The sequence below is a fragment of the Pseudomonas sp. 57B-090624 genome, from assembly GCF_003234055.1.
Lineage (GTDB): Bacteria > Pseudomonadota > Gammaproteobacteria > Pseudomonadales > Pseudomonadaceae > Metapseudomonas > Metapseudomonas tohonis.
The window spans coordinates 25,079-50,145 of record NZ_QKRU01000027.1 but is presented as its reverse complement, the minus strand read 5'-3'; the positions used below and the strand labels follow the sequence as shown (position 1 = coordinate 50,145).

Annotated in this window: 25 protein-coding genes and 1 tRNA gene; 9 read left to right on the top strand and 17 right to left on the bottom strand. The window is 66.9% G+C overall.

Translation table 11 applies throughout. The features are described 5' to 3' along the window. Nucleotides 1-52: 52 nt before the first annotated feature. Nucleotides 53-964 carry a carbon-nitrogen hydrolase family protein gene (locus DMX10_RS14605; protein ID WP_158545605.1) on the top strand — a complete coding sequence of 304 codons (912 nt, stop codon included), beginning with the start codon at nt 53-55 and terminating at the stop codon, nt 962-964. After that, on the top strand, nt 961-1,674 hold the full coding sequence (locus DMX10_RS14600; protein WP_111261752.1) for a tRNA-uridine aminocarboxypropyltransferase: 714 nt from the start codon (nt 961-963) through the stop codon (nt 1,672-1,674). The genes DMX10_RS14605 and DMX10_RS14600 overlap by 4 nt, the downstream gene beginning before the upstream one ends. On the opposite strand, the gene DMX10_RS14595 is transcribed toward DMX10_RS14600, so the two are convergent. Further along, on the bottom strand, nt 1,665-2,651 hold the full coding sequence (locus DMX10_RS14595; RefSeq protein WP_371921695.1) for a DMT family transporter: 987 nt from the start codon (nt 2,649-2,651) through the stop codon (nt 1,665-1,667). The genes DMX10_RS14600 and DMX10_RS14595 overlap by 10 nt on opposite strands. Nucleotides 2,652-2,778: 127 nt before the next feature. On the opposite strand from DMX10_RS14595, the gene erdR reads away from it, so the two are divergent. Then, nucleotides 2,779-3,429 carry a response regulator transcription factor ErdR gene (gene erdR, locus DMX10_RS14590; protein ID WP_111261750.1) on the top strand — a complete coding sequence of 217 codons (651 nt, stop codon included), beginning with the start codon at nt 2,779-2,781 and terminating at the stop codon, nt 3,427-3,429. 73 nt (nt 3,430-3,502) lie between these two features. Beyond that, nucleotides 3,503-3,871 (top strand): diacylglycerol kinase, encoded by a 369-nt coding sequence (locus DMX10_RS14585; RefSeq protein WP_021222523.1) that lies wholly within the window; start codon nt 3,503-3,505, stop codon nt 3,869-3,871. Here DMX10_RS14585 and DMX10_RS14580 read toward each other — a convergent pair whose 3' ends face one another. Further along, nucleotides 3,872-4,798: a LysR family transcriptional regulator gene (locus DMX10_RS14580; protein ID WP_111261749.1), complete on the bottom strand. Its 927-nt coding sequence runs from the start codon at nt 4,796-4,798 to the stop codon at nt 3,872-3,874. Nucleotides 4,799-4,921: 123 nt separating this feature from the next. On the opposite strand from DMX10_RS14580, the gene fpr reads away from it, so the two are divergent. Further along, nucleotides 4,922-5,701 (top strand): ferredoxin-NADP reductase, encoded by a 780-nt coding sequence (gene fpr / locus DMX10_RS14575; protein WP_111261748.1) that lies wholly within the window; start codon nt 4,922-4,924, stop codon nt 5,699-5,701. Between the two features lie 105 nt (nt 5,702-5,806). Here the strand turns inward: fpr and DMX10_RS14570 are convergent, their stop codons facing one another. Next, on the bottom strand, nt 5,807-6,220 hold the full coding sequence (locus DMX10_RS14570) for a VOC family protein (protein WP_111261747.1): 414 nt from the start codon (nt 6,218-6,220) through the stop codon (nt 5,807-5,809). Between the two features lie 59 nt (nt 6,221-6,279). On the opposite strand from DMX10_RS14570, the gene DMX10_RS14565 reads away from it, so the two are divergent. Continuing rightward, nucleotides 6,280-6,582 (top strand): putative quinol monooxygenase, encoded by a 303-nt coding sequence (locus DMX10_RS14565; protein WP_111261746.1) that lies wholly within the window; start codon nt 6,280-6,282, stop codon nt 6,580-6,582. Nucleotides 6,583-6,589: 7 nt separating this feature from the next. Here DMX10_RS14565 and tsaA read toward each other — a convergent pair whose 3' ends face one another. From tsaA to rimO, 6 genes are all read right to left on the bottom strand, one after another. Next, on the bottom strand, nt 6,590-7,285 hold the full coding sequence (gene tsaA / locus DMX10_RS14560) for a tRNA (N6-threonylcarbamoyladenosine(37)-N6)-methyltransferase TrmO (protein WP_111261745.1): 696 nt from the start codon (nt 7,283-7,285) through the stop codon (nt 6,590-6,592). 10 nt (nt 7,286-7,295) lie between these two features. Next, nucleotides 7,296-7,502: a hypothetical protein gene (locus DMX10_RS14555; RefSeq protein WP_111261744.1), complete on the bottom strand. Its 207-nt coding sequence runs from the start codon at nt 7,500-7,502 to the stop codon at nt 7,296-7,298. 92 nt (nt 7,503-7,594) lie between these two features. Next, nucleotides 7,595-8,365 carry an SDR family oxidoreductase gene (locus DMX10_RS14550; protein WP_111261743.1) on the bottom strand — a complete coding sequence of 257 codons (771 nt, stop codon included), beginning with the start codon at nt 8,363-8,365 and terminating at the stop codon, nt 7,595-7,597. A 105-nt stretch (nt 8,366-8,470) separates the two neighbouring features. Then, complete coding sequence (locus DMX10_RS14545; RefSeq protein ID WP_111261742.1) at nt 8,471-9,100, bottom strand: glutathione S-transferase family protein; 630 nt, start codon at nt 9,098-9,100, stop codon at nt 8,471-8,473. A gap of 14 nt (nt 9,101-9,114) precedes the next feature. Beyond that, the gene (locus DMX10_RS14540) at nt 9,115-9,639 is read right to left on the bottom strand and encodes a hypothetical protein (protein ID WP_111261741.1); all 525 of its coding nucleotides are present in this window, start codon (nt 9,637-9,639) and stop codon (nt 9,115-9,117) included. A 183-nt stretch (nt 9,640-9,822) separates the two neighbouring features. Next, a complete protein-coding gene (gene rimO, locus DMX10_RS14535) occupies nt 9,823-11,145 on the bottom strand; it encodes a 30S ribosomal protein S12 methylthiotransferase RimO (RefSeq protein ID WP_111261740.1) in 1,323 nt (440 codons plus the stop codon). Nucleotides 11,146-11,390: 245 nt separating this feature from the next. Here rimO and DMX10_RS14530 point away from each other — a divergent pair, with 245 nt between their 5' ends. Beyond that, entirely contained in the window at nt 11,391-13,295 is a 1,905-nt protein-coding gene (locus DMX10_RS14530) for a potassium transporter Kup (protein WP_111261739.1), read from the top strand. Nucleotides 13,296-13,397: 102 nt separating this feature from the next. Here the strand turns inward: DMX10_RS14530 and DMX10_RS14525 are convergent, their stop codons facing one another. The 4 genes from DMX10_RS14525 to DMX10_RS14510 all read right to left on the bottom strand — a co-directional run bounded on the left by DMX10_RS14525 (nt 13,398) and on the right by DMX10_RS14510 (nt 18,235). After that, nucleotides 13,398-13,940, bottom strand: a complete 543-nt coding sequence (locus DMX10_RS14525) for a cytochrome b (protein ID WP_111261738.1) — start codon at nt 13,938-13,940, stop codon at nt 13,398-13,400. A gap of 128 nt (nt 13,941-14,068) precedes the next feature. Then, nucleotides 14,069-15,331: a virulence factor family protein gene (locus tag DMX10_RS14520; protein WP_111261737.1), complete on the bottom strand. Its 1,263-nt coding sequence runs from the start codon at nt 15,329-15,331 to the stop codon at nt 14,069-14,071. 7 nt (nt 15,332-15,338) lie between these two features. Continuing rightward, nucleotides 15,339-17,987, bottom strand: a complete 2,649-nt coding sequence (mprF, locus tag DMX10_RS14515) for a bifunctional lysylphosphatidylglycerol flippase/synthetase MprF (RefSeq protein WP_111261736.1) — start codon at nt 17,985-17,987, stop codon at nt 15,339-15,341. Nucleotides 17,988-18,158: 171 nt separating this feature from the next. Continuing rightward, nucleotides 18,159-18,235 (bottom strand) — tRNA-Met (locus DMX10_RS14510). Nucleotides 18,236-18,665: 430 nt separating this feature from the next. Here DMX10_RS14510 and DMX10_RS14505 point away from each other — a divergent pair. Both DMX10_RS14505 and dinB read left to right on the top strand, forming a co-directional pair. Continuing rightward, entirely contained in the window at nt 18,666-19,154 is a 489-nt protein-coding gene (locus DMX10_RS14505; protein ID WP_111261735.1) for a hypothetical protein, read from the top strand. A 112-nt stretch (nt 19,155-19,266) separates the two neighbouring features. Further along, a complete protein-coding gene (dinB, locus tag DMX10_RS14500) occupies nt 19,267-20,322 on the top strand; it encodes a DNA polymerase IV (protein WP_111261734.1) in 1,056 nt (351 codons plus the stop codon). A 43-nt stretch (nt 20,323-20,365) separates the two neighbouring features. Here dinB and DMX10_RS14495 read toward each other — a convergent pair whose 3' ends face one another. The 4 genes from DMX10_RS14495 to DMX10_RS14480 all read right to left on the bottom strand — a co-directional run bounded on the left by DMX10_RS14495 (nt 20,366) and on the right by DMX10_RS14480 (nt 25,049). Beyond that, a complete protein-coding gene (locus DMX10_RS14495) occupies nt 20,366-20,770 on the bottom strand; it encodes an META domain-containing protein (protein WP_111261733.1) in 405 nt (134 codons plus the stop codon). Next, on the bottom strand, nt 20,767-21,204 hold the full coding sequence (locus DMX10_RS14490; protein ID WP_111261732.1) for a hypothetical protein: 438 nt from the start codon (nt 21,202-21,204) through the stop codon (nt 20,767-20,769). Before DMX10_RS14490 ends, DMX10_RS14495 begins: the two co-directional genes overlap by 4 nt. A gap of 35 nt (nt 21,205-21,239) precedes the next feature. Beyond that, complete coding sequence (locus DMX10_RS14485) at nt 21,240-22,223, bottom strand: 2-hydroxyacid dehydrogenase (protein WP_111261731.1); 984 nt, start codon at nt 22,221-22,223, stop codon at nt 21,240-21,242. Nucleotides 22,224-22,289: 66 nt separating this feature from the next. Beyond that, complete coding sequence (locus DMX10_RS14480; protein ID WP_111261730.1) at nt 22,290-25,049, bottom strand: response regulator; 2,760 nt, start codon at nt 25,047-25,049, stop codon at nt 22,290-22,292. Nucleotides 25,050-25,067 lie beyond the last annotated feature (18 nt).

Genomic DNA, 25,067 nt, shown 5'->3' with positions numbered 1-25,067 from the left:
TGGTGGCGCAGGTAAACTGCGCGGCATTCCCCCCGCCCTTCAGGAGCCCGCCATGCCAGGCCCGGAAACCACCCTGCCGCTCGCCCAGCAACGTCGCCCCGTGCGTGTCGCCACCGTGCAGTGGGCGCTCGGCCAGAGCAGCGAGTTGCCGGCCCTGCTGGAGGCCCTTGAACACACGGTGGCGACCCTCGCCGGCTATGGCGTCGAGCTGGCGGTGTTCCCCGAGTTCTTCCACGTCAACCTGCTCAAGGGCGCGCGCTTCGCCCAGGGCCCGGCGCAGATGCGCAAGCTCGCCGAGTACACCGAGCCGCTGCTGGCCGCGTTCTCGCGCCTGGCCCAGCGCTACCGGGTCAACCTCTGCCCGGGCAGCCTGCCGCTGGAGGAGGGTGGGCGCCTGCTCAACATGAGCTGGCTGTGCCACCGCGATGGCAGCCAGGACCGCCAGCCCAAACTGCACATCACCCCCAACGAGCGTGAGGCCTGGGGCCTCGAAGGTGGCAACAGCCTGCAGGTGTTCGACAGCGATGTGGGCCGCGTCGGCATCCTCGTCTGCTACGACGTGGAGTTCCCCGAGCTGCCCCGGCTGCTGCGCGAGCAGGGGCTGGAGATACTCCTCGTGCCGTTCTGGACCGACACCCGCCATGGCTACCTGCGTGTGCGCCTCTGTGCCCAGGCGCGGGCGGTGGAGAACGAGTGCTATGTCGCCATCGCCGGCGGCGTCGGCCTGTTGCGCGGGGTGGAGAACGTCGACACCCAGTACAGCCAGTCGGCGATCTTCAGCCCGGCCGACCTGCCATTCCCGCCCGATGCCGTGCTGGCCCAGGCGGATGCCAATATCGAATCCTTCGCGATCGCCGACCTGGATCTCGCCCGCCTCGCGCAATTGCGCGAGGCGGGCGCCGTGCGCAACGGCCGGGACCGGCGTCGCGATCTCTATCAGTTGTCCTGGACCGCTATCCGATGAGTCACGCCGTTTCCCGCCTGCGCGCCGAGCTGCTGGCGCGCAGTACCCGCCCCTTTGTCGCCCGTGGTGCCCGCTCGCCACGCTGCCCGGGATGCCGGGTGATCGCCCCCTACTGTTTCTGTTCCCTGCGCCCGCAGGTGGATGCCCGCTCCGGCATGTGCCTGTTCATGTACTACTCGGAGCCGATGAAACCCAGCAACACCGGCTGGCTGATCGCCGACACAGTGGCCGACACCAGTGCCTTCAGTTGGTCACGCACCGAAGTCGACCCGGCGATCATCGCTTTGCTCGACGACCCGCAATGGCAGCCGTACCTGGTATTCCCGGGGGAGTACGTCGAGCCGCAATCGCGGGTGGTCAGCGACGTGCAGGTGGAGGCGGGCAAGCGCCCGCTGTTCATCCTGCTCGACGCCACCTGGAACGAAGCCCGCAAGATGTTCCGCAAGAGTCCCTACCTGGATCGCTTCCCGGTGCTCAGCCTGCAGCCGGAGCAGATCTCCCGCTACCGCCTGCGCCGCTCCAACCGCGACGAGCACCTGTGCACGGCGGAAGTGGCCGCGCTGTGCCTGGAGCTGGCCGGCGACGAGCGCGCCGCCGGGGCGCTCAATGCCTACCTGGATGTGTTCACCGAGCACTACATCGGCGCCAAGCGCGCGTTGCCGCTGGACCTCGCCAGCCCCGCGCACCAGGCGCTCGTGCCCTATCTCTGAGCGGGCGCGGTCTCTGGGCGCTCGGCCGCGACCTTCGGTTGCGGCCAGAGCTGCGCCACCAGCATGCCGACGAACATCAGCCCGCAGCCCAGGTAGCCACGGGCATGCAGCGACTCGTCCAGCAGCAGGGCGCCGGCGATGGCGGCGAAAACCGCCTCCAGGGAGAGAATGATCGCCGCGTGGGAGGCGATCGCGTGTTTCTGCGCCACCACCTGCAGGGTGTAGCCGATGGCCACGGCGATGACGCCGCCGTAGAGGATCGCCGGGCCGGCGGTGAGGATGGCGTCGAGGCGGATCTCCTCCAGCAACAGCGCCAGCACCATGCTGATCACCGCGCAGGTGATGAACTGCAGGATGGCCAGGCGGATCGGGTCGTAGCGGCTGGCGAAGAAGCCCACCAGCAGCACGTGCACGCCCCAGACGAAGGCGCCGGCCAGTTGCAGCCAGTCGCCCGAGGCGACCTGGAAGTCGTCGCCGACGCTGAGCAGGAACATTCCGGCCACCGCCATCGCGGCGCCCAGCCAGGTACCCGTGCCGGTGCGGTGCCCCAGCAGCAGCCCGAGCAGCGGCACGATGATCACGTACAGCCCGGTGATGAAGCCCGAGTTGGTCACGCTGGTGAACAGCAGGCCGACCTGCTGCAGGTTGATGCCCAGCGACAGGGCCAGGCCCATCAGCACGCCGCCCAGCAGCATGCCCCGGTTCAGCGGCGCTTTCGGTGCCGGGCGTGGCAGCAACAACAGCAGTGGCAGCAGCACCAGGGCACCGAGGGTGAAGCGCAGGCCTGTATAGAGGAAGGGCCCGACGGCATCCATGCCCAGTCGCTGGGCGACGAATGCGGCACCCCAGATGGCGGCGGTGATCAGCATCAGGATATCGGCGCGCAGGGCATGGCTTCGCATGGTGATTCTCGGCGGGCAAAGGCGCAGACTTTGCCGTAAAGATGCCTGCTTGACCACCCCGTTGCGGGTCGGCATGCTGAGCGCCGCTTTACGGCCAACCCGTAAGCATTCAGGGCTTGGCAGAGGCGGCACCTCCCCCCGTGCCGGGTGTTTCCGACAGGATCGGCAGCATCTCTGGGCCCACAAGAAAAAGGACTCGCCCATGGCCGCATACGAAATCCTCATCGCCGATGATCACCCGTTGTTCCGCAGTGCCTTGCACCAGGCCCTGACCCTCGGCCTCGGCCCGGATGTGCGCCTGGTCGAGGTGGCCAGCATCGCCGAACTCGAATCGCGCCTCGCTGAAAAGGCCGACTGGGACCTGGTCCTGCTCGACCTGAACATGCCCGGCGCCTACGGTTTCTCCGGCCTGGTGCTGTTGCGAGGCCAGTATCCGCAGATTCCCGTGGTGATGATTTCCGCCCAGGAAGAAGCGGCGGTGGTGGTCCGCTCCCGCGAATTCGGCGCCAGCGGTTTCATCCCCAAGTCCAGCCCCCTGGAAGTGATCCAGAGCGCCGTGCGCGCGGTGCTCGATGGAGATGCCTGGTGGCCGCCGCAGGTGGAGGAAAGCGTTGCCGTTTCCGCCGAGGCCAAGGCGGCCAGCGCCGGTCTCGCCAGCCTGACCCCGCAGCAGTTCCGCGTATTGACCATGGTCTGCGAGGGCTTGCTGAACAAGCAGATCGCCTTCGAGCTCAGCGTGTCCGAGGCTACCGTCAAGGCCCACGTCACCGCGATCTTCCGCAAGCTCGGCGTGCGCACCCGCACCCAGGCCGCCTTGCTGTTGCAACAGATGGAATCGATTCCCTCGGCCTGAGCCGGCGGTTTTCACGCAAATTTGATTCGTCGCGGGTTAGCCTGCGGCCTCCTTACCAAGCAGTCCCCCCTCTATGTCATCGCCATTCAAGGGCCAGACCGGCCTCAAGCGTATCCTCAATGCCGCCGGCTATTCCCTGGACGGCATGCGCGCAGCCTTCACCGGCGAAGCCGCGTTCCGCCAGCTGGTGCTGCTCAACGTCGTGCTGATCCCCATCGCCTTCTTCCTCGACGTCAGCCGTGGCGAGCGTGCACTGATGATCGCCGCCTGCCTGCTGGCGCTGATCGTCGAGCTGCTCAATTCGGCGGTGGAGGCGGCCATCGACCGTATCTCCCTGGATCGCCACCCCCTGTCGAAGAACGCCAAGGACATGGGCAGCGCCGCCCAGTTCGTCGCCCTGAGCCTGATCACCGCCGTCTGGGCCACCATCCTGCTGGGTTGATCAGGCGATCGATGGCAGCACGATCTGGTCGCTGCGTTGCACACCCGCCGTCAGTTCGCGGCACTGGTCGAGGAATTCACGCATCGCCGCGGTCTGGTACTTCTGCCGGTGCCAGATGAAGTAGAACTGCCGGCGCAGGTCGATCCCCGGCGTCTCCAGCGGCACCAGGCTGCCCCGGCGGAAGGCGTCGCGCAGCGCCAGCCGCGAGATGCAGCTGATGCCCAGGCCCGACTCCACGGCACGCTTGATCGCTTCGGTGTGTTCCAGCTCCAGGCGGATGTTCAGCGGGGTGGGGTGGTGACGCATGGCCTGGTCGAAGGTCAGGCGCGTGCCCGAGCCCTGTTCGCGGAGGATCCAGGCCTCGCGGCTGAGTTCCTCCAGCGAGGCCTGGCCGCTTTCGGCCAGGCGATGGCTGGGGGCGCAGAACACCACGAGTTCGTCCTCCACCCAAGGCAGGACCTCGATATCCGGATGCTGGCAATCGCCTTCGATTAGACCCAGATCAAGTTCGTAGTGGGCGATCTGCTGGACGATATTCATCGTGTTCTGCACATGCAGCCTCACCTGGCACTCCGGGTGCCGCTGCATGAAGCTGCCGATCAGCAGCGTCGCCAGGTAATTACCCACCGTGAGCGTGGCGCCGACCGCGAGGGAGCCGAAGCCGCTCTTGCCGTTGAGCAGCGCCTCGATCTCCCGGGCCTGGTCCAGCAGCCCCACGGCCTGGGGCAGCAACTGGTGGCCCAGGGCGTTGAGGCTGAGGCGCTTGCCGACGCGATCGAACAGCTGGCAGCCGGATTGCCGCTCCAGTTCGGTCAGCGAGGTGCTCGCCGCGGACTGCGACAGCGACAGCGATTCGGCGGCACGGGAGACGCTGCCCTGCTGGGCGACGCTGACGAATACCTGGAGTTGACGGAGTGTGAATCGCATATCGATATAACCGATAACCTATATCTTGATAATCCAGTTAACAGATATTGTGGCTATCAATACAATGTCGCGCAATTGCGCCCCGAGGCGCTGGCGACATTCCAATTTTCGGAGCCCCCGTAAATGAGCAACATGAACTCCGAGCGCGTCCTCAGCGTTCACCACTGGAACGATACGCTGTTCAGCTTCAAGTGCACCCGCGACCCGGGCCTGCGCTTCGAGAACGGCCAGTTCGTCATGATCGGCCTGCAGCAGCCCAACGGCCGCCCGCTCATGCGTGCGTATTCCATCGCCAGCCCCAACTGGGAAGAGCACCTGGAGTTCTTCAGCATCAAGGTGCCGGATGGTCCGCTGACCTCCCAGCTGCAGCACCTGAAGGAAGGCGACGAGATCATCATCAGCAAGAAGCCCACCGGCACGCTGGTGCTCGACGACCTCAACCCCGGCAAGCACCTGTACCTGCTGAGCACCGGCACCGGCCTCGCGCCCTTCATGAGCGTAATCCAGGACCCGGAAACCTACGAGCGCTTCGAGAAGGTGATCCTGGTCCACGGCGTGCGCTACGTGAACGAAGTCGCCTACCGCGAGTTCATCACCGAGCACCTGCCGCAGAACGAGTTCTTCGGCGAGGCGCTGCGTGACAAGCTGATCTACTACCCCACCGTCACCCGCGAGCCCTTCGAGAACCAGGGCCGCCTGACCGACCTGATGCGCAGCGGCAAGCTGTTCACCGACATCGGCCTGCCGCCGATCAACCCGCAGGACGACCGCGCGATGATCTGCGGCAGCCCCAGCATGCTCGACGAGACCAGCCAGGTCCTCGACAGCTTCGGCCTGAAGATCTCCCCGCGCATGCGCGAGCCCGGCGACTACCTGATCGAGCGTGCATTCGTCGAGAAGTAACCGCTGCAAGCGTCATGAGAAAGCCCGCCGATCGGCGGGCTTTTTCGTTTCCGTGATCCTGGTCCGGCCTTCATCCCCGCGAACGCGGGGACCCTCTGAATGCGTTCAGAGCGGCGAGCCGAAGCGTTGGCCGGAGATTGCCGGGTGGTAGATCGGCTGGATCTTGTTCCCCGCCGGGTCCAGTACGTGGAAGCTGTGGGCGCCGTCGCCATGGGCGAAGGGACGGTCGAGCAGGGTCACGCCGCAGGCCTTGAGGTAGTCGTACCAAGCGTGTAGCTCGTCCAGGCTATCCACCACGAAGCCATAGTGATCCACCGCCTGCATGCCGCTGCTGGGCACGTCGGAGCGGCCCAGGGAAAGGTTGTCGTTACCGCAGGTGAGGTAGACCAGGTCCTCGTGGGCGCGGTTGAGCACCTGCATGCCGAGGATGTCCACGTAGAAACGTTCGCACTCCTCGAGGTTGGGTACCACGATCGCCAGGTGGCGGAGGCCATTGAGGCGGCTCGGACGGACAGGCATGAGCGGGATTCCTTTTTTGTATACAATTTCCAGTAAATATAAAACAAAAGGAGTCAAACGTGTATTGCCTTCTGCTCAAGACCCAGCTCAAGCCCGGCAGCCTCGATGCCTTCATGGATGCCATGCGCGTCAACGCCGCCGCCTCCGTGCGCGATGAACCCGGCTGCCTGGTGTTCGACGTATTGCGTGATCGCAGCGACCCGGACCTGGTGTGGCTTTACGAGGTCTATACCGACGAGGCGGCCTTCGAGGCGCATATGGAGACACCGCACTTTCTCGCCAGCCGCCCGCTGGTGAACCCGCTGATCGTCCAGCAGGATGTCATCGAGGCGGATGTGCTGGCGCTCAACGCGGCCCGTTAGGGAGCGTTCAGGCCGAAGGGCTGATTTCCAGCACGCGGATCAGCCCCGGGCGCGGGTAGTGCCAGCGCACGTCCAGGTCCCAGAGGCGCGCGCCATAGCGGCGCTCCGGCTCCGGCTGCTGGTAGGCCGGACGCGGGTCCTGGCCCAGGCACTGCTCGACCAGCTCCACCAGCGGTTCGCCCAGGCGCAGGGCGTGCTCGCGGGCCTGGACCAGCGCCGCGTCGTCCCACTCCACCGGAATCGGCTCCGGCGCCGTCTCGGCGATGCGGTTGGTGGCGCCGTCCTGGCGGTCGACGTAGGGGACATAGGGCTTGATGTCCAGGACCGGGGTGCCGTCCAGCAGGTCGATGCCCGAGAGCCAGAGCCGCCCGGCTTCGACCTTGTCCAGCTTCACCACCGACTGGCCGATGCCGTTGGGCCTGTGGGTCGAGCGTGTGGCGAACACCCCCAGGGAACGGTTGCCGCCCAACCTGGGCGGGCGCACTTTCAGGCGCGGTTTGTCTTCCAGCGCCTGGTGGAAGAGGAACAGCAGCCAGACGTGGCTGACCTCCTCCAGCCCCTGCACCGCATCGCCGCTGTCGAAGGGCGGCAGCAGTTCCAGTATGCCGCGCGCGGCGGGCGCCAGGTGCGGCTGGCGGGGGATGGCGAATTTTTCCTTGAAGCAGGAGCGAACGATGCCCACGGGCGAGACGGAATGCGACATGACGATGGGCTCAGCGGCTGCGGATCGGAGCGTCGAGGGGAACCCGGCAACCCGCGTCGCGGTAGGGGCCGCTGTGGCGCAGCCAGCCTTCGCCAGGTTGCACCTGGGCGCAGCTGTAGCGGCCATCCTGCTTGCTCTGCCAGAGGTAGAACGGCGCCGGCGCGGCGAAGGCCGGGGCGGCGAGGGCGAGTGAAAGGAGCAGGGTGAACAGGCGCATGGTGCGGGTATCCGGGGCGGTGGCGGGGCTACCCTAGCGCCCCGGTGGCGCCTTGCGCAAGCCGCCGTCGCCCGGCGGCCTGCGCAGTGCCATCAGAGGTGGAAGCCGCCGTCGATGGGGATGATGTTGCCGGTCATGTAGGCGCCGGCGGTGCTGGCCAGGCTCAGGGCCAGGGCGGACATCTCCTCCTCGCGGCCCCAGCGTTTCATGGGGATGTGCGCGACATCGGCGGCCAGGGCCTCGCTGTCGTTGGCGATGAACTGGGTCATCTTGCTGGGGAAGCGGCCGGGCGCGATCACGTTGACGTTGATATGGTCGGCCACCAGCTCCTTGGCCAGCATGCGCGATAGCTGGTGCAGGGCCGCCTTGCTCGGGCCATAGGCGTAGGCCTGTTCGCCCAGGGAGCTGATACCGGCCACCGAGCCGATGTTGATCACCCGCGCCGGGTTCTGCGCGCTGCCGGCCTTGCGCAGCAACGGCAGCAGTTGCTGGATGCAGCTGAACACCGAGGTGACGTTGAGCTGCATGACCTTTTCCCAGCCCTTGACCGGGTAGCTTTCCAGGGGCGCACCCCAGGTGGTGCCGGCGTTGTTGACCAGAATGTCGAGGTGCTCGATGCGCCCGGCCAGCTCGCTGGCCAGGGCCTTGGCGCCTTCCTCGCTGGAGAGGTCGGCGGCCAGGCCGATGCACTCGCCGTAGACGGAAAGCTCGGCCGCGGTCTCGGCACAGGCCTCGGCGTTGCGGGCACAGATGAACACGCGGGCGCCGGCTTCGAGGAAGCCCTGGGCGATCATCCTGCCGATGCCGCGGGTGCCGCCGGTCACCAGGGCGGTGCGGCCCTGGAGGCTGAAGTAGTGATGCATGGAAACCTCGTCGCTGATCGGGTGAGGTCGATACCCTAGCCTGGCGCTGCCTCACGCGGCGGCATTATCGAGGGGCGGAATGCGCCGGCATTCCGCCGTTTCGCCTCATTCCGCCTTCTGGCTCTCGGCGAGCTCGACGTCCCTGGCCCTCGCCCGTTGCACTGCGGGGCGTGCGAGGAAGCGCTCGACGTAGGCGCGGAACACCGGCCGCTCGGGGATCAGGCCGAAGGCCATGGTCCAGTTCAGCGCGGTGCCCCAGAGCACGTCGGCGACGCTGTAGCTGTCCCCCAGCATCCAGGTCCGCTCCTGCAGGTGGTTGGCCAGGGTATCGAGCACGGTGGCGAAGTCGCCATAGGGCGAGCGGGAGGGTTCCACGGGCGCGCGTTGCAGCGCGTGATCCACCACCGCCGGTTCGAAGCAGGTGCCGGAGAACACCATCCAGCGCAGGAAAGCGCCGCGCTGCGGGCTGTCCAGCGACGGCGTGAGCCCGGCGTCGGCATACAGGTCGGCGAGATACAGGTAGACCGCGACCTGCTCGGTGATGATGGTTTCCCCATGGCGGAGGGCCGGCACCTTGCCCATCGGGTTGATCGCCAGGTAGGCGGGCTGTCGCTGCTCGCCCTTGTGCATGTTCATCAGGTGCAGCTCGTAATCGGCGCCCAGTTCCTCCAGCAGCGTGAGGACGCCGGACGAGCGGGTGTGCGGGCAGTGAAAGAGGGTGACGTGGCGGTTCATGGCATTTCTCGCGATCAATAGAGGTGGGCGTAGCCGTATTGCGGGCCGATCCCCAGGCTGGGTTTCATGCCCAGTTCGATGATGTGCACCTGCACGTCGGTGAAGGTCTGCTTGAAGGCGTTGATGCTGTGGGGCACGCAGGTGCCGCAGCAGTCGATCTCGCTGACCAGGGTCACGTCGGTGAGATGGCCGATGAAGCCCGGGCGCCCATGGATGTAGTTGATCAGCCGGGGCTCGGTGTGGAACTGGCCCATGCCGCCGCAGGCGAAGGTGCGGATATGGGTCGCCACGTCCGGTACGAATTCCACGCCCCACTCGTGCACCAGCTTGTTCAGCGCCGTCTTGCTGAAGGAGCTCATGGCCGAGAAGGAAAACAGGTTCAGCGGCGGGGCGTTGTTGAAGGTGCAGTGAGCGATGCACAGGTTGTGGGCATCGGGGTCGAAGTTCGAGAGCTTCTGGTTCTTCTCGAAGGATTCGTTGACGGTGTAGCGCAGGGTGGCGATCAGCTCGTGGGCGTCCTGGTGGTTCATCTTCGGCATGTGGGTCTTCCTTGGTCGAGAGCTTCCTGTATAGGCCAGCCTCGCTGGGGTGCAAGGTCGAGCCGACAACGGGCGCCAGCCAATGCCAACCCCATCCCACCGCAGCCCGGACTTCAGCCCGGTTTTCCGCCACCCATGAAAAAGCCCCGCATCGGCGGGGCTTTTTCATGGCTCAGCGCAGGTTCAGACGCGCTCGGCCCAGAGGTCGTACTCGTCGGCATCGACCACGCGGACCATCACCTTGTCGCCCGGCTTCAGGTCGGTGCTGTCGATGAACACGCTGCCGTCGATCTCCGGGGCATCGGCGAAGGAGCGGCCGACCGCGCCTTGCTCGTCCACTTCGTCGATCAGGACCTCGATCTCCTTGCCGATCTTCAGTTGCAGGCGCTCGGCGGAGATCGCCTGCTGGTGCGCCATGAAGCGCTCCCAGCGCTCCTGCTTGATGTCGTCGGGCACCGGCTCCAGGCCCAGGTCATTGGCCGGGGCGCCTTCGACCGGGGAGTACTGGAAGCAGCCGACGCGATCCAGCTGGGCTTCGCTCAGCCAGTCGAGCAGGTACTGGAAGTCTTCCTCGGTCTCGCCGGGGAAGCCGACGATGAAGGTGGAGCGGATGGTCAGCTCGGGGCAGATCTCGCGCCACTTCTTGATGCGCGCCAGGGTCTTGTCTTCGAAGGCGGGGCGCTTCATGGCCTTGAGCACCTTCGGGCTGGCGTGCTGGAAAGGGATGTCCAGGTAGGGCAGCAGCTTGCCGGCGGCCATCAGCGGGATCACGTCGTCGACGTTCGGGTACGGGTAGACGTAGTGCAGGCGCACCCACACGCCCATGCTCGACAGCGCCTGGCACAGCTCCAGCATGCGGGTCTTCACCGGCTGGCCGTTCCAGAAGTCGGTCTTGTACTTGACGTCGACGCCGTAGGCGCTGGTGTCCTGGGAGATCACCAGCAGCTCCTTCACGCCAGCCTTGACCAGGCGCTCGGCTTCGCTCAGCACGTCGCCCACCGGGCGGCTGACCAGCTTGCCGCGCATGGACGGGATGATGCAGAAGCTGCAGGTGTGGTTGCAGCCCTCGGAAATCTTCAGGTACGCGTAATGGCGGGGAGTCAGCTTGATGCCTTGCGGCGGCACCAGGTCGATCAGCGGGTTGTGCTCGGCTTTCGGCGGGATCACCTCGTGCACCGCGTTGACCACCTGCTCGTATTGCTGCGGGCCGGTGACGGCGAGCACGCTGGGGTGCACGTTGCGGATGCTGTCCTCGGCCACGCCCATGCAGCCGGTGACGATGACCTTGCCGTTCTCGGCGATGGCTTCACCGATCACGTCCAGGGACTCGGCCTTGGCGCTGTCGATGAAGCCGCAGGTGTTGACCACCACGACGTCGGCATCCTGGTAGGTCGGGACGATCTCGTACCCTTCCATGCGCAGCTGGGTGAGGATGCGTTCGGAGTCGACCGTGGCTTTTGGGCAACCAAGGGATACGAAACCGACTTTGGGCGTTGCGGTGGACATTGGCGGCTAACCTCGAAGGGCACCTCGCTGGGTGCCTCTGATCAAAAAGTGCGCAATTCTAGCGGCAGCCCGCGCACTTGACCAGCTTCTTTGGGACAAGCTGTCGCAGGCCGGTCAAGGCTCGCGATACCCGGTAATTGTAGGGGGCAGGCTCTATAGTCAGTCAGGACCACACCGCCCGACTCTTGCAACGACGAATGGGTCGGAGCAGGATGCGCGGAATTTTTCTTGAGGAATCTTGTTACATGTCCGATGCAAGCGCCGGCGCCGTTGAACATGAACAGCCCCATTCCAGCTCCGCGATCGGCCTGATGGTCGGCGCCGTGGGCGTCTGCTACGGCGATATCGGCACCAGCCCGCTGTACACCCTGAAGGAAGTCTTCATCGGTGGTTATGGCGTGCAGGCCAACCACGATGGCGTGCTCGGCGTGCTTTCGCTGATCTTCTGGTCGCTGATCTGGGTGGTGTCGATCAAGTACGTCATCTTCGTGCTGCGCGCCGACAACGAGGGTGAGGGCGGGGTGATGGCCCTGTCGGCGCTGGCCCGCCGTGCCGCTGCCGGGCGTCAGCGCTTGCAGGCGATGGTGGTGATCGCCGGCCTGATCGGCGCCGCGCTGTTCTACGGTGACAGCATGATCACCCCGGCGATCTCGGTGCTCTCCGCCATCGAGGGCCTGGAGATCGCCTTCGACGGGCTGGAGCACTGGGTGGTGCCCCTGTCGCTGATCGTGCTCGTCGGCCTGTTCCTGATCCAGAAGCACGGCACCACGCGCATCGGCATCCTCTTCGGGCCGGTGATGGTGGCCTGGTTCCTCGCCCTCGCGGCCCTGGGCATCTACGGCGTGTCGCAGGAGCCGGAAGTGCTCAAGGCGATGAGCCCGACCTGGGCGATCAATTTCTTCGTCTCCCACCCCGGCATAGGTGTGGCCATCCTCGGCGCCACGGTGCTGGCGCTGACCGGTGCCGAGGCGTTGTACGCCGACATGGGCCACTTCGGCCGCAAGCCCATCGCCCGCGCCTGGTTCGCCCTGGTGCTGCCGGCGCTGGTGCTGAACTACTTCGGCCAGGGCGCGACCATCCTGGTCAACCCGGAGGCTGCGCGTAACCCCTTCTACCTGACGGCCCCCGGCTGGGCCCTGCTGCCGATGGTGGCGCTGTCCACGGCGGCGACCGTCATCGCCTCCCAGGCGGTGATTTCGGGCGCTTTCTCGCTGACCCGCCAGGCGATCCAGCTCGGCTACGTGCCGCGCATGTTCATCCAGCACACCTCCAGCCAGGAGCAGGGACAGATCTACATCCCGGCGGTGAACTGGGCGCTGATGGTCGGCGTGGTACTGCTGGTGCTGGGCTTCGAGTCCTCGGCGGCGCTGGCCTCGGCCTATGGCGTGGCGGTGACCGGCACCATGCTGATCACCACCCTGCTGATGGGCGTGGTGATCTGGTTGCTGTGGAAGTGGTCGCTGTGGCTGGCCGTGCCGTTCTTCCTGCTGCTGTTGCTGGTGGATGCGCTGTTCTTCGCCGCCAACCTGCCCAAGGTCATCCAGGGCGGTGCCTTCCCGGTGATCGCCGGTCTCGCCCTGTTCATCCTCATGACCACCTGGAAGCGGGGGCGCCAGCTGCTGGTGGAGCGTCTCGACGAGGGTTCGCTGCCCCTGCCGCTGTTCATCGCCAGCATTCGCTCGCAGCCACCGCACCGCGTGCAGGGCACCGCCGTATTCCTCACCGCGCGCTCCGATGCCGTGCCTCACGCGTTGTTGCACAACCTGCTGCACAACCAGGTGCTGCACGAGCAGGTGATCCTGCTTACCGTGGTCAACGAAGACAGCCCGAGGGTTCTGCCGGAGCGACGCTTCGAGGTGGATGCCTATGGCGAGGGCTTCTTCCGCGTGGTGCTGCACTTCGGTTTCATCGAGGACCCGGACATCCCCCAGGCCCTGAAGCTGTGTCACCTCAACGAGCTGGATTTCAGCCCCATGCGCACCACCTACTTCCTCAGCCGCGAGACGGTGATCCCGTCCAAGCTGATCGGCATGGCGCGCTGGCGCGAGGCCCTGTTCGCCTTCCTGCTGAAGAACGCCAACGGCAACCTGCGCTACTTCAACCTGCCGCTCAACCGCGTGATCGAGCTCGGCACCCAGGTGGAGATCTAGCCGGCGACGGTGTTCGCCGCGACGAAAAAAGCCCGGGCATGCCCGGGCTTTTTCATGGATGGGACCAGCCAGCGGCCCGGGCACGGGCCCGGACGGCAGGACTCAATCCCGCCCCGGCAGCATGCGCCGCACGGTGTCGTCCTTGCTGATGAAGTGGTGGAACAAGGCCGCCGCCGCGTGCAGGCCGATCAGCCAGTAGCCGAGCACGGCCACGGTCTCGTGCACTTCCTTGATCTGCCCGGCGAGGTCGGGGTTCTTGTCGATCAACGGCGGCAGCTCGAAACCGAAGAAGGGGATCGGCTTGCCGGCCGCGCTGAGGATCAGCCAGCCCGCCAGCGGCAGGCCCAGCATCAGGCCGTACAGCGCCAGGTGCGCGAGCTTGGCCAGGGCGTTCTGCCAGGCCGGCGGGTTCGGTGTGATCGGCGGGGTGGGCGAGAGGAAGCGCGCGGCGATGCGCACCACTACCAGGGCGAACACCGAGAGGCCCAGCATGAAGTGCCATTGCTTGAGCAGTTCGCGGGTTTCGCTGCCCTTGGGAAAGTTGCCCTTCAGCTCGATGGTGGCGTAGACGGCGGCAATCAGCAGCAGCATCAGCCAGTGCAGCGCGATTGAGAGTGTCCCGTAGCGGGACGTTTGGGTGGTCATCACGGCTCCTTGTTGTCCCGCATCGTAGCGGCGGGCTTGTTCCCAGTTTAGCGGCCGTGGCTTAAGTGAAAATGAAGCAGATCAAGGGTCGCGCTGCCCGCTACCTGGCGGGTAGCGGGCAGGTGGCGTCATGGGGCGGGCTGGCGCTTGGCGATGGCGGCGACCAGGCGTTCCGCCAGGGCGGGGTAGTTTTCGTCGTAGTGGTGGCCGCCGGGCAGCGCCAGCACTTCGCCTGGGGCGCCGGGCTGGGTGCAGCCGCTCTCGCCGGCCTCTTCCTTGCCATAGACGCAAAGCACCTTCTCGGCCGGCAGCTTGATCAGCTCCGGGCCTGTGGGCGCTTCCTGGCCGGCCTTGCCGAGCCAGCCCTGTACCTCGATCTCGAAGCTGCCACTGCGCGCCAGCGCCAGCAGGAGGACGGCGTCCACTTGCTGCTGGTCGGCCTTGGGCAGGCGGTTATAGAAGGCCGGCAGCACGTCGGCGCCGAAGGAGTAGCCCGCCAGCACGAAGCGTTGGGCTCCCCACTTTTCGCGGTACTGCTTCATCAGGCGGCTGAGGTCGGCAGCGCCCTGCTCGGGGCTCTTGTGCTGCCAGAAATAGCGCAGCGCATCGATGCCGACCACCGAGTGGCCGCGCTTGGCCATTTCCTCGGCCACGGCGCGGTCCAGGTCACGCCAGCCGCCGTCACCCGAATAGAACAGGGTGACGGTGGAGGAGGGCTTGGCGGCGGGTACCTCGACCACCGGCATCGGCGTGCCTTCGCCTTGCAGCAGGGCGTGCAACTGCTCATCGAGCAGCTGGGGCAGGGTGGTGTCGTAGTCGCTGATGCTGGTGTCGGCGTTGGCCTGGCCCCGGGCGAAGGCGGCACTGGGGTCGTCCGGGTTGTCGTTCCAGGCGATGGTCCAGTGGCCATGGGGGGCGGCCTTGGGCAGCGGGGTCGGGCAGTCGGCGTGTTCCAGGCTGAAGTCGATGGACAGGGCGCGTGCCTCGTCCTTGTCCTGGCCGGCCAGCCAGCGCCAGGCGAAGGCGGCTCCCGGGCCTATGCCCGCCACCAGGGTGGGTTCGCCCTGGAGCAGGTCCCGCGCGTTCTGCAGCAGGTGCTGCTGGGCATCGCAATCATTGGCCGGCAGGGCGAGCTGGACGATGCGCGCCGCACCGTCGTGGGCCAGGGCCAGCAGTTCGGCTTCCTTCAGCTGCTGGTCGCTGTCCACCAGGACCAGTACCCGTGCCTTGGTTTCCGCCGGCGGGCTCGCCAGTGTCGCGGAGCTGCCATCCGCCAGGCGCTTCTGCTCGACCCTGGCCTGGGGCGCGGGGCGGCTCCAGAGCAGCAGGCCGACGCCGATGCCGAGGAGGAGGGCGACGACCAGGATGCGCTTCCAGTTGCGTTTGAGCATGGTTCCCTCAGCGTTTGACCAGTCCGGTGAAGCCGCCGGCGATGAGCGCGGCGGTATCGGCCAGCGCCACCAGCGGGTCGAGGCCTGCGGGCACCGCCATGTAGCGTGGCTCCCACTCGGGCTGGAACTTGTCCTTGAAGCGGCGCAGGCCCTGGAAGTTGTAGAACTGCTCGCCACGGCGGAACACCAGGGCCCCCAGGCGCTGGGTCAGCGGCGCGCCACGGCGCGGCTGCAGGCCGGCCAGGGGCACCATGCCGAGGCTGAAGCGCTCATGCCCGCGCTCCTTGAAGTGCAGCAGCAGGTTGAGCATGAGGAACTCCATGGTCAGCTTGGGCGCCTCGGGGTGCACGCGCATCAGGTCCAGGCTGGCCAGCTCGCTGCTGCTGGTCTCCAGCAGGTTGGCGAAGGCCATGGGTTGGCCTTCGAAGGAGACCACGGCGATGCGGAAGTGCTTGAGGTAGTCGGGGTCGAAACGGCCCAGGGAGAAACCCTTCTCGCGCACCTGCTTGCCCTGCATCCAGGCTTCGGAGATGGCCTGCAGCGCATCCAGCGGCGCCTGTCCGGCGTCGAATATCTCCATCGACAGGCCGTCGCGCTGGCCCCGGCTGAGGGTGTAGCGCAGATCTTTCATGGCCTTGTTCTTGGCTTCCAGGTCGAAGCGGCGCAGGTCGACCCGCGCCTCTTCGCCGAGCTTCAGGGCGCTGAGGCCGATATCCATGTAGTAAGGCAGGTTCTCCGCACGCACCTGGTAGAACACCGGGCGCGCGTGGTGCACGTCGCAGAGGTCGCGGAACTGCCAGATCAGCTCGGCGCGGTGGTTGGCCTTGCCGATGGGGTCGAACAGCGCCACCAGGCTGCGCCCGCGACGGGCGAACATCAGGAAGGCGTCCTCCTCGGGGTGGAACAGCAGCGCCTTGTCGCCGGTGAGCACCAGGCCACCGTCGGGCTGGCCCGATGCCTTGACGATATCGGCGGCCTTGAGCAGTTCTTCCTCGGTGGGCTCGTGGATCACCAGGGGGATCGGCCGCAGCAGCCAGATCAGCGCCAGGCCCGCCAGCAACAGGCCGCTGCCCAGGGTCGCACGCAGGGTGCGCGGGGCGTCGGCGTCCACGGCGAACTGCCAGAACAGTTCATGGCTGTAGGGCACGTCCTGGTAGGCGAAGAACATCAGCCACAGCGACGCGGCCAGCACGCAGGCGCTGGCGCCCAGGTTGACCGGCGAGAAAGGCATCTCCAGCAGGCGGCTGGGGCGATAGAAGGCATTGCGGAACATCGCCAGGAGGGTCGCGGTGAGCACCAGCAGGCTGGCCTCTTCCCAGTCGAAGCCCTTGAGCATCGACAGCCCGGCACCGGCCAGTAGCAGCACCACCGTCAGCGCCCAGGCTGCCGACAGGCGCCGGCGCAGGCCGTGGGCGAGCAGCAGGCAGAGCACGCCCACCAGGCTGGCGGCCAGGTGCGAGGCGTCGATCAGGCGATGGGGGATGAGGAAGCTCAGGTGCTCCAGGCGGGTGTCGATGGCCGGGGTGGCACCGGAGAACAGCAGCACCACGCCAGAGAGGAACACCATCAGCGACAGCACCGGCGCAGCCAGGCCGGAGGCGGCGCGCACCGCCTGGCGCCCGGCGGGCAGGAAGCGTTGCGCCTCGTTCGCCAGCAGCAGCAGGCAGGCGAGGATCAGCGGCAGGCCCACATAGATGAGGCGATAGAGCAGCAGGGCGGCGGCCAGGGGAGCGGCACCGAGTTGCCCGGCGAAGGCCGCCAGCAGCACGGCTTCGAACACGCCTACACCGCCCGGCACATGGCTGAGCACGCCGGCCGCCAGGGCCAGCAGGTAGACCAGCAGGAAAGCGCCCAGAGGCGGCGCTTCCGGCAGCAGTACATAGAGCACGGCAGCGGCGGCGCAGACATCGACCAGGGTGATCACCAGTTGCAGTGCGGACAATTGCAGGCCCGGCAGGCGCAGGGTGCGATGGCCGAGGCGGATGTTCACGCAACCCGGTGTCGGCGCCACCGGCTCGCGCAGGCGCGACAGCCAGATCACGGCGATGACGGTGGCGGCGAGCACGGCGCTGGCGATGATCGCCACCAGGTCGGTGGACAGGCGCAGCGCCTGGGCGGCGGCAGGCAGGTCACTCAGCGCGGCCACGGCGGCCAGGGGGGGCAGGGCGCTGCCCAGGGCCAGGCTGGCGAACAGCGTGATGCGGGCGATATCGCCGGTGCCGACGTTGTCGCGGCTATAGAGGCGGTAGCGCACCGAGCCCCCGGTGATCACCGACAGGCCGATGGCGTTGCCGATGCCCGTGGCGCAGAAACTGCCCAGCGCCATGCGCGGGAAGGGCAGCTTGACCCCAGCGAAGCGGCAACCGGACCACTCGTAGCCCATCAGCGCGACGAAGCCGATCGCCGTGGCGCCGATCGCAAGCAGCAGGCTGGTGCCGGGTACATCACGCACGGCCGTGCGCAGCGCATCGGGGTCGAGCTCGCGCAGCAAGTGCCAGCAGGCGACCAGGCCGATGGTGAACAGAAGAAGGGTGAAGGCCAGCCCGATGGGCTGTCGGTAGGCGCTTATGCGGTCGAGCCAGCGCAGTTGCGCAGGTTCGTCCTGCAACGTGGAATCGTCGGAGAGCGGATTTTCAACGGTGGGGTTGGCGCGCATCGAGCACCTCATGCAATGTGCGCCACAGGATGTGGGCAGCGCGGGCAAGTTCCAAGCCCTGTCATGCAATATTTTCCTTGGCGCATGGCCTGACTGAGAGAGGGGCGGCTCCAGCCTAAGAAAAGACGCCCAAACGAAAAAGGCCACTCTTTCGAGTGGCCTTTCCGTATTTGGTTGCGGGAGCTGGATTTGAACCAACGACCTTCGGGTTATGAGCCCGACGAGCTACCAGACTGCTCCATCCCGCGTCTGTGGGTCGGCATTCTAGCGATTTAATTCACCCTGTCAACGCCTGATTGAGAAAAAAGTGTTTTTTCTTCAGATGCTTAGCGTGATCCGAGTGGTCAGATAGTCCTCCAGCCCGTGCCGGGCGGGGTTCTTCAGACTTTTCGGGGGCGAGGTGCGCAGGTGCGGGAATGGACCGGATGAACCTCGGGCCCGGAACGGGGAACCGGGCCCGAGGGCGGCAGGAGGTCCATTTCCTGGCCGCTGGACGAGCGTAACGGGGAGGCGCTGTAGGAGAGTTCCAGACACCGGTAGGCTCGGGCTGATTCCGCCCCGCGTCCGTTGTAGCGATTTGGGCTCCGGCGATACTGCTCCGCTTCAACGGGGTGCCGGTGGTGCCCCATCCGCGTTGGTCGCGCCCCGTTCCACGGGGCGTTTCGTTCCGGAGTTCCCATGACGCTCGATTCCCTCAGCCGCCTCGTCATCGAGCCGGCCCTGGCCCTGCTGCCCAATGAGATGAACAGTCCCGAGGCGCAATTGATGCTGCTCGCCATCGGCCTGCAGGAAAGCGGGCTGGAGAAGCGCCCACTGGTCAAGGGCGGGCCTCACAGCTATTGGCAGTCGGAGTCGCCCGATGAAATGGTCCACTTCGTCCTGCGCTGCCCGGTGACCCGGGATGTCGCCGTCGAGGTATGCGATGCCCGCCAGGTGCCGCCGGTGGATGAGCGGGTCCGCGTTGCACTGGGGCATGACGATACGCTGGCGGCCGCTTTCGCGCGGCTGTTGCTGTGGAGCGACCCGGCGCGCCTGCCTGCGCTCGATGAGGTGGAGGCGTCCTGGGACCTCTATATAAGGACCTGGCGCACCCCCGACCCACGGCCCGAACGCTGGCCGCTGCATCACGCCCGGGCCGCCCAGGTCGTGCGCACATCCGGCCGCTGAAACCCGCCTGGCAAATCGGCTAGACTTGCCCGCCTCCCGTCCGTGGAGGCTCCCCCGGCGGCATCCGCCCGCCCGAGCGTGCTTCCTTCGCTCCACCGGTAACCAGGCGTCCATGAGTCAAAGGAAGATCATCCACATCGATTGCGACTGCTTCTATGCAGCCATCGAGATGCGCGACGACCCCTCGCTGGCCGGTCGCCCCCTGGCGGTCGGCGGCTCGGCGGAGCGGCGCGGGGTGATCGCCACCTGCAACTACGAGGCACGTGCCTATGGCGTGCGTTCGGCCATGTCGTCGCGCCATGCGCTGAAACTGTGCCCGGACCTGTTGATCGTGCGCCCGCGCTTCGATGCCTACCGCGAGGCCTCGCGGGAGATCCATGCCATCCTTCGCGACTTCACCGAGATCATCGAGCCGCTGTCCCTGGACGAGGCCTATCTCGATGTATCCGCGAGCCAGCACTTCAGTGGCAGCGCCACGCGCATCGCCCAGGAGATCCGCCGGCGGGTGTGGCAGGAGCTGCGCATCACCGTTTCCGCCGGAGTGGCGCCGAACAAGTTCCTGGCCAAGATCGCCAGCGACTGGCGCAAGCCCGACGGCCTCTTCGTGATCACGCCCGACCAGGTGGACGACTTCGTCGCCGAGCTGCCGGTGAGCAAGCTGCACGGCGTGGGCAAGGTGACGGCGGACAAGCTCGGCCGCCTGGGCGTGATCAGCTGCGCGGACCTGCGCGAATGGAGCCGCCTGGCCCTGGCTCGCGAGTTCGGCAGCTTCGGCGAGCGTCTCTACGGCCTGGCGCGCGGCATCGATGAGCGTGCGGTGCAGGTGGACAGCCGCCGCCAGTCCTTGAGCGTGGAGAACACCTACGACCAGGATCTGCCTGACCTCGGCGCCTGCCTGGCGCGCCTGCCGGAACTGTTCGAGGAGTTGCAGCGGCGCCTGCAGCGGCTCGACTCCAGCTATAAGCCGGACAAGCCCTTCGTGAAGCTGAAGTTCCACGACTTCTCCCAGACAACCCTGGAACAGGCCGGTGCCGGGCGTGACCTGGACAGCTACAAGCTGCTGCTGGGCGCGGCCTTCGCGCGGGGCGACAAGCCGGTGCGCCTGATCGGGGTGGGGGTGCGCCTGCAGGACCTGCAAGGCGTTGCCGAGCAGCTCAAGCTCTTCTGAGCGCGCCCCGCGTACTGCATGCGGGGCCTGGCATACGTCGGACTCAGCGTTCCGGCCACAGGCGCAGCGGCTTGCCTTCGGCGGGCCACAGGCGCAGTTGCTCGATCGCCGAGAAGTCCCAGCGCTGCACGCTCGGCAGGGCGTCGAGGAAGCGCTGCTCCTGCTCCATCAGCGCTGGTGCGCACATCTTGCGGGTGCTGCCGACCGGGCCGAAGCTGATCCTGTCGTCCTTCAGCTCGTAGGAAGCGAACCAGTGGTTGCAGCCGCCGTTGCCATAGGCACGGCCGTCGCGGCCCAGGGTGATGGTCAGGTGGCTGTTGTCGATCAGCGGGCGCTCGCCGATCCACTCCACCTGGTAGGTACGTTCGGTCTCGATGCTCGGGCCTTCGCTGGCGCAGCCCACCAGGGCCAGGGCGCCGACGGCGGCACTGATTGCGTTGCGGTTCATGGGGTCTCCTGACGGCATGTCGGGCAGAGGTGCTTGCCTTCCCTGTTCAACCAGCCCAGCTCGGCGATGCGGGCTTCCGCGGCCGGTGCCTGCGCGGGCTTGCCGAGGCTGGAATCGACGGCGAACTCGAAGTCCAGGCGCTTGGCGCAGGCGTCGCAGTCCACGTGCCAGTTGAGGATGGACAGCTCCTTGAAGACCGGGCCCTTGGCCACGGCCAGCCATTGGCCGGGCGGGTTGATCAGGTGGCGGACCTTCTCCACTTCCAGGCGCATGGCCAGGTCGCGGCTGCCCTTGAGGGTGACGACCAGGGTGTCGCCGTTCTGGATCGAGCCACCGGTGCCGGTGACCTGATAGCGGCCCGGCACGAGCGCACGGCACTCGCTTAGGGTGTGGGCGGGGTTGAGCAGGTTGTAACGGAAATCGTGTTCGGCCATAGGTCCTCCAGAAACGCCGCGCATCCTATCACGGCCTAGGCGTCGACCTGGTTGCACGGCCGCCCGGCGGCCCAGGCGGCGATGTTGTCCAGCGTGGTGCGGGCGATGGCCGCCAGCGCCTCGCGGGTGAGGAAGGCCTGGTGCGCCGTGACGATGACGTTGGGGAAGGTCAGCAGCCGGGCCAGAACGTCGTCCTGCAACGGCAGGTCGGAGCGGTCTTCGAAGAACAGGTTGGCTTCCTCTTCATAGACGTCCAGGCCCAGGTAGCCGAGCTGGCCGCTCTTCAGTGCCTCGATCAGCGCCGGGGTTTCCACCAGGGCGCCGCGTCCGGTGTTGATGAGCATCGCGCCGGGCTTCATGTGCTGCAGGCTGTCGGCGTTGATCAGGTAGCGGGTGGCGTCGTTGAGGGGGCAGTGCAGGCTGATGATGTCGCTCTCGGCGAGCAACTGGCCCAGGGGCAGGTAGCGTGCCCCCATGGCTTCCACGGCCGGGCTGGGGAAGGGGTCGTAGGCCAGCAGCTGGCAGCCGAAGCCGGCCATGATGCGGGCGAAGGTTTCGCCGATCTGCCCGGTGCCGACCACGCCCACCCGCTTGCCCACCAGGTCGAAGCCGGTCAGGCCGTGCAGGCTGAAGTCGCCTTCGCGGGTACGGTTGTAGGCGCGGTGCAGGCGCCGGTTGAGGGCGAGGATCAATGCCACCGCATGTTCGGCGACCGCGTGGGGCGAGTAGGCCGGCACCCGCACGACGGTGAGGCCGAGCGCGCGGGCTGCCGTGAGGTCGACGTGGTTGTAGCCGGCCGAGCGCAGGGCGATCAGGCGCGTGCCGCCCGCCACCAGGTGCTCCAGCACCGGCGCGGACAGGTCGTCGTTGATGAAGGCGCAGACCACGTCGAAGCCATTGGCCAGCGCCGTGGTGTCGAGGGTCAGCCGTGCCGGCTGGAAATGCAGCTCGATGCCTGCCGCGGCGCCGAGGAAGCTGTCGCGGTCATGGTTCTGGCTGCTGAAAAGAATGGTGCGCATGGGCTCTCCTTTTATCCCCCGGCCATTCTAGACCGCCGGGCAATAGGCGCCCTGCATCAGATCAGTTCACGCGTTCACCCGCGTTTCCCCGGCGAGGCGGACGATGGCCACGTCGAGTTCGTCCAGCGCCTGGCGATAGGCCGGGTCGTTCTTCTTGAGCAGGGTTTCGCTGCGCTGGCAGGCCGCGCGCAACTGCGGCACGCCGCAATAGCGGGTGGCGCCGTGCAGGCGGTGGACGCGTTCCAGCAGGGTCGCGTGATCGTCGCTGTCCAGCGCCTGGCGGATAGCCTGGCGGTCTGCTGCGAGGGAGGCCAGCAGCATCGCCAGCATGTCGGCGGCGAGATCGGTCTTGCCGGCGGCCAGGCGCAGGCCTTCCTCCGGGTCCAGCACGCTCGGCTCATCCTCGCTGGCCGGGTGCTCGGCGCCGCGCTCGGGGGCCGGGCTGTGCAGGACCAGGCCGGTCCACTTGAGCACCACCTGGGCCAGTTGGCGCTCGCCGATGGGCTTGGTCAGGTAGTCGTCCATGCCGCCTTGCAACAGGGCGCGTTTTTCGTTGGCCAGGGCATGGGCGGTGAGGGCGACGATGGGCACCGGACTCAAGTCGCTGCCGGCTTCCAGGCGGCGGATTTCCTCGGTGGCCTGGCGCCCGTCCATGCCCGGCATCTGCACGTCCATGAGGATCAGGTCGAAGTTGTGTTGCTGCGCGGCCTCGACGGCGGCATAGCCACTGTCGACTGCGGTCACCTGGGCGCCCATGTCGCCGAGCAGGGTCTCGACCAGCAGCAGGTTGGCCGGGTTGTCGTCGACGCAGAGGATCTTCGGCGCACGCGTGCTCTGTGGCTGCGGTGCCTCCAGGCGCGGCTGCTGGCGCGGGCTGACCAGGCCGGTGAGGGCACGGTGCAGCTTGCGCGTGCACGCCGGCTTGGCCTGCAACTGGTTGTGAGAGTCGGGCAGCACCTGGTGATACAGCGCCTGCTCGGTGGTGGGGCAGAGCACCAGGCTCTTGCAGCCCAGCTGGTCCAGTTCCCAGATGTACTGGCTGAGGCGATCCGGTGGCAGGTCGCGGGCGGTCACGCCCATGACCGCGAAGCCGATGGCGCGGGTGCCGTTGCGCTGGGTCTCGACCGCCTCCAGCAAGGCTTCCAGGCTCGGGTAGTCCTGCACCTCCAGGCCGCAGTCCTCGAGCTGGTGGTGCAGCGCCTGGCGGGCCAGTTCCTGGGGCTCGAACACCGCAGCGTAGCGCCCGGCGAGCAGGGCCTTGGGCAGGTCGTCGGCGTCGTCGCGGGCCTTGGGCAGGCTGACGCTGATCCAGAACTCCGAGCCTTCGCCCGGGGTGCTGGCCACGCCGATCTCGCCGCCCATCTGCTCGATCAGGCGCTTGGAGATGACCAGCCCCAGGCCGGTGCCGCCCGCCTGGCGCGACAACGAGTTGTCGGCCTGGCTGAAGGCCTGGAACAGGGCGCGCAGGTCCTCGTCGGAAAGGCCGATGCCGGTGTCCTGCACGCTGATGCGCAGTTGCACCAGGTCGGCATCGCTGTCGTCCTCGAGCATGGCGCGCACGGCGATGGTGCCCTCGCGGGTGAACTTGATGGCGTTGCTCACCAGGTTGGTCAGCACCTGCTTGAGGCGCAGGGGGTCGCCCACCAGCTGCAGCGGAGTGTCGCGGTAGACCAGGCTGACCAGCTCCAGGCGCTTTTCGTGGGCAGCGGGGGCGAGGATGGTCAGGGTGTCCTGGATCAGGTCGCGCAGGTTGAAGGGGATGTTCTCCAGCACCAGCTTGCCGGCCTCGATCTTCGAGAAGTCGAGGATCTCGTTGATGATCCCCAGCAGGTTGTCGGCTGACTTCTCGATGGTCGACAGGTAGTCCTGCTGGCGCGGCGACAGCTCGCTCTTCTGCAGCAGGTTGGTGAAACCGAGGATGCCGTTGAGCGGGGTGCGGATCTCGTGGCTCATGTTGGCGAGGAACTCGGACTTGATCCGGCTCGCTTCCAGGGCCTCCTTGCGCGCCAGGTCCAGCTCGATGTTCTGGATCTCGATGGTCTCCAGGTTCTGGCGGACGTCCTCGGTGGCCTGATCGATGTTGTGCTGCAGTTCTTCCTGGGCGCTCTGCAACGCCTCGGCCATGCGGTTGATGCCCCCGGCCAGCTCGTCCATCTCGTGGTTGCCGAGCTGCGGCAGGCGGGTTTCCAGGCGGCCTTCCTTGAGCAGCGCGACGCCCTGCTTGATGCGCCGCAGCGGCTCGTTGATCTGGTGGCTCATGCGCAGGGCGAGCAGCGCGGTGACGGCGAGGCCGGCGGTGATCAGCAGCAGGCTGGCGAACAGGCTGCGATAGCCCTTGAGCAGCGTGCCGTGGTGCGACATCTCCAGCTCGACCCAGCCCAGCAACTGGTCGTCGCCGAGCTTGGCAGTGTCGCCGGAGAGCACGCGATGGCGCTCGAACACCGGCTGCATGAAGCGCGTGGCATCGGTGTTGCTGGTCAGGCTGAGGTGGCTGCCGTCGCTGTCGGGCGTGCCGTTGAGCATGCTCGGCCCGGCATGGGCGAGGCGTGCGCGCTCCAGGCTGAGGAAACTCACCGCGCGCACGTCGGGCTGGTCCAGTGCGTGGTCGGCGATGCGCTCCAGCAGCACCGCATCGCCACGGACCAGGGCCGGCGCCGCCAGGGGTGCCAGTTGCTCGGCGATCATCTGGCCGCGTTGCAGCAGCTGCGCCTGCATGTCGGAAAGCTGCGCCCAGATGAAGTAGCCGCCCAGCACCAGGGCCAGCAGGCTGGTGGGCAGCAGGGTGAGCAGCAGAACGCGGCCCTTGATGCCTAGATCCTTGTACACGCTCGTTCCTTCGGTCAG

Coding starts and splice junctions, on each gene's coding strand:
- DMX10_RS14605 (WP_158545605.1), top strand. CDS start 53: ATGCCAGGCCCGGAAACCACCCTGCCGCTCGCCCAGCAACGTCGCCCC.
- DMX10_RS14600 (WP_111261752.1), top strand. CDS start 961: ATGAGTCACGCCGTTTCCCGCCTGCGCGCCGAGCTGCTGGCGCGCAGT.
- DMX10_RS14595 (WP_371921695.1), bottom strand. CDS start 2,651: ATGCCGACCCGCAACGGGGTGGTCAAGCAGGCATCTTTACGGCAAAGT.
- erdR (WP_111261750.1), top strand. CDS start 2,779: ATGGCCGCATACGAAATCCTCATCGCCGATGATCACCCGTTGTTCCGC.
- DMX10_RS14585 (WP_021222523.1), top strand. CDS start 3,503: ATGTCATCGCCATTCAAGGGCCAGACCGGCCTCAAGCGTATCCTCAAT.
- DMX10_RS14580 (WP_111261749.1), bottom strand. CDS start 4,798: ATGCGATTCACACTCCGTCAACTCCAGGTATTCGTCAGCGTCGCCCAG.
- fpr (WP_111261748.1), top strand. CDS start 4,922: ATGAGCAACATGAACTCCGAGCGCGTCCTCAGCGTTCACCACTGGAAC.
- DMX10_RS14570 (WP_111261747.1), bottom strand. CDS start 6,220: ATGCCTGTCCGTCCGAGCCGCCTCAATGGCCTCCGCCACCTGGCGATC.
- tsaA (WP_111261745.1), bottom strand. CDS start 7,285: ATGTCGCATTCCGTCTCGCCCGTGGGCATCGTTCGCTCCTGCTTCAAG.
- DMX10_RS14555 (WP_111261744.1), bottom strand. CDS start 7,502: ATGCGCCTGTTCACCCTGCTCCTTTCACTCGCCCTCGCCGCCCCGGCC.
- DMX10_RS14550 (WP_111261743.1), bottom strand. CDS start 8,365: ATGCATCACTACTTCAGCCTCCAGGGCCGCACCGCCCTGGTGACCGGC.
- DMX10_RS14545 (WP_111261742.1), bottom strand. CDS start 9,100: ATGAACCGCCACGTCACCCTCTTTCACTGCCCGCACACCCGCTCGTCC.
- DMX10_RS14540 (WP_111261741.1), bottom strand. CDS start 9,639: ATGCCGAAGATGAACCACCAGGACGCCCACGAGCTGATCGCCACCCTG.
- rimO (WP_111261740.1), bottom strand. CDS start 11,145: ATGTCCACCGCAACGCCCAAAGTCGGTTTCGTATCCCTTGGTTGCCCA.
- DMX10_RS14530 (WP_111261739.1), top strand. CDS start 11,391: ATGTCCGATGCAAGCGCCGGCGCCGTTGAACATGAACAGCCCCATTCC.
- DMX10_RS14525 (WP_111261738.1), bottom strand. CDS start 13,940: ATGACCACCCAAACGTCCCGCTACGGGACACTCTCAATCGCGCTGCAC.
- DMX10_RS14520 (WP_111261737.1), bottom strand. CDS start 15,331: ATGCTCAAACGCAACTGGAAGCGCATCCTGGTCGTCGCCCTCCTCCTC.
- mprF (WP_111261736.1), bottom strand. CDS start 17,987: ATGCGCGCCAACCCCACCGTTGAAAATCCGCTCTCCGACGATTCCACG.
- DMX10_RS14505 (WP_111261735.1), top strand. CDS start 18,666: ATGACGCTCGATTCCCTCAGCCGCCTCGTCATCGAGCCGGCCCTGGCC.
- dinB (WP_111261734.1), top strand. CDS start 19,267: ATGAGTCAAAGGAAGATCATCCACATCGATTGCGACTGCTTCTATGCA.
- DMX10_RS14495 (WP_111261733.1), bottom strand. CDS start 20,770: ATGAACCGCAACGCAATCAGTGCCGCCGTCGGCGCCCTGGCCCTGGTG.
- DMX10_RS14490 (WP_111261732.1), bottom strand. CDS start 21,204: ATGGCCGAACACGATTTCCGTTACAACCTGCTCAACCCCGCCCACACC.
- DMX10_RS14485 (WP_111261731.1), bottom strand. CDS start 22,223: ATGCGCACCATTCTTTTCAGCAGCCAGAACCATGACCGCGACAGCTTC.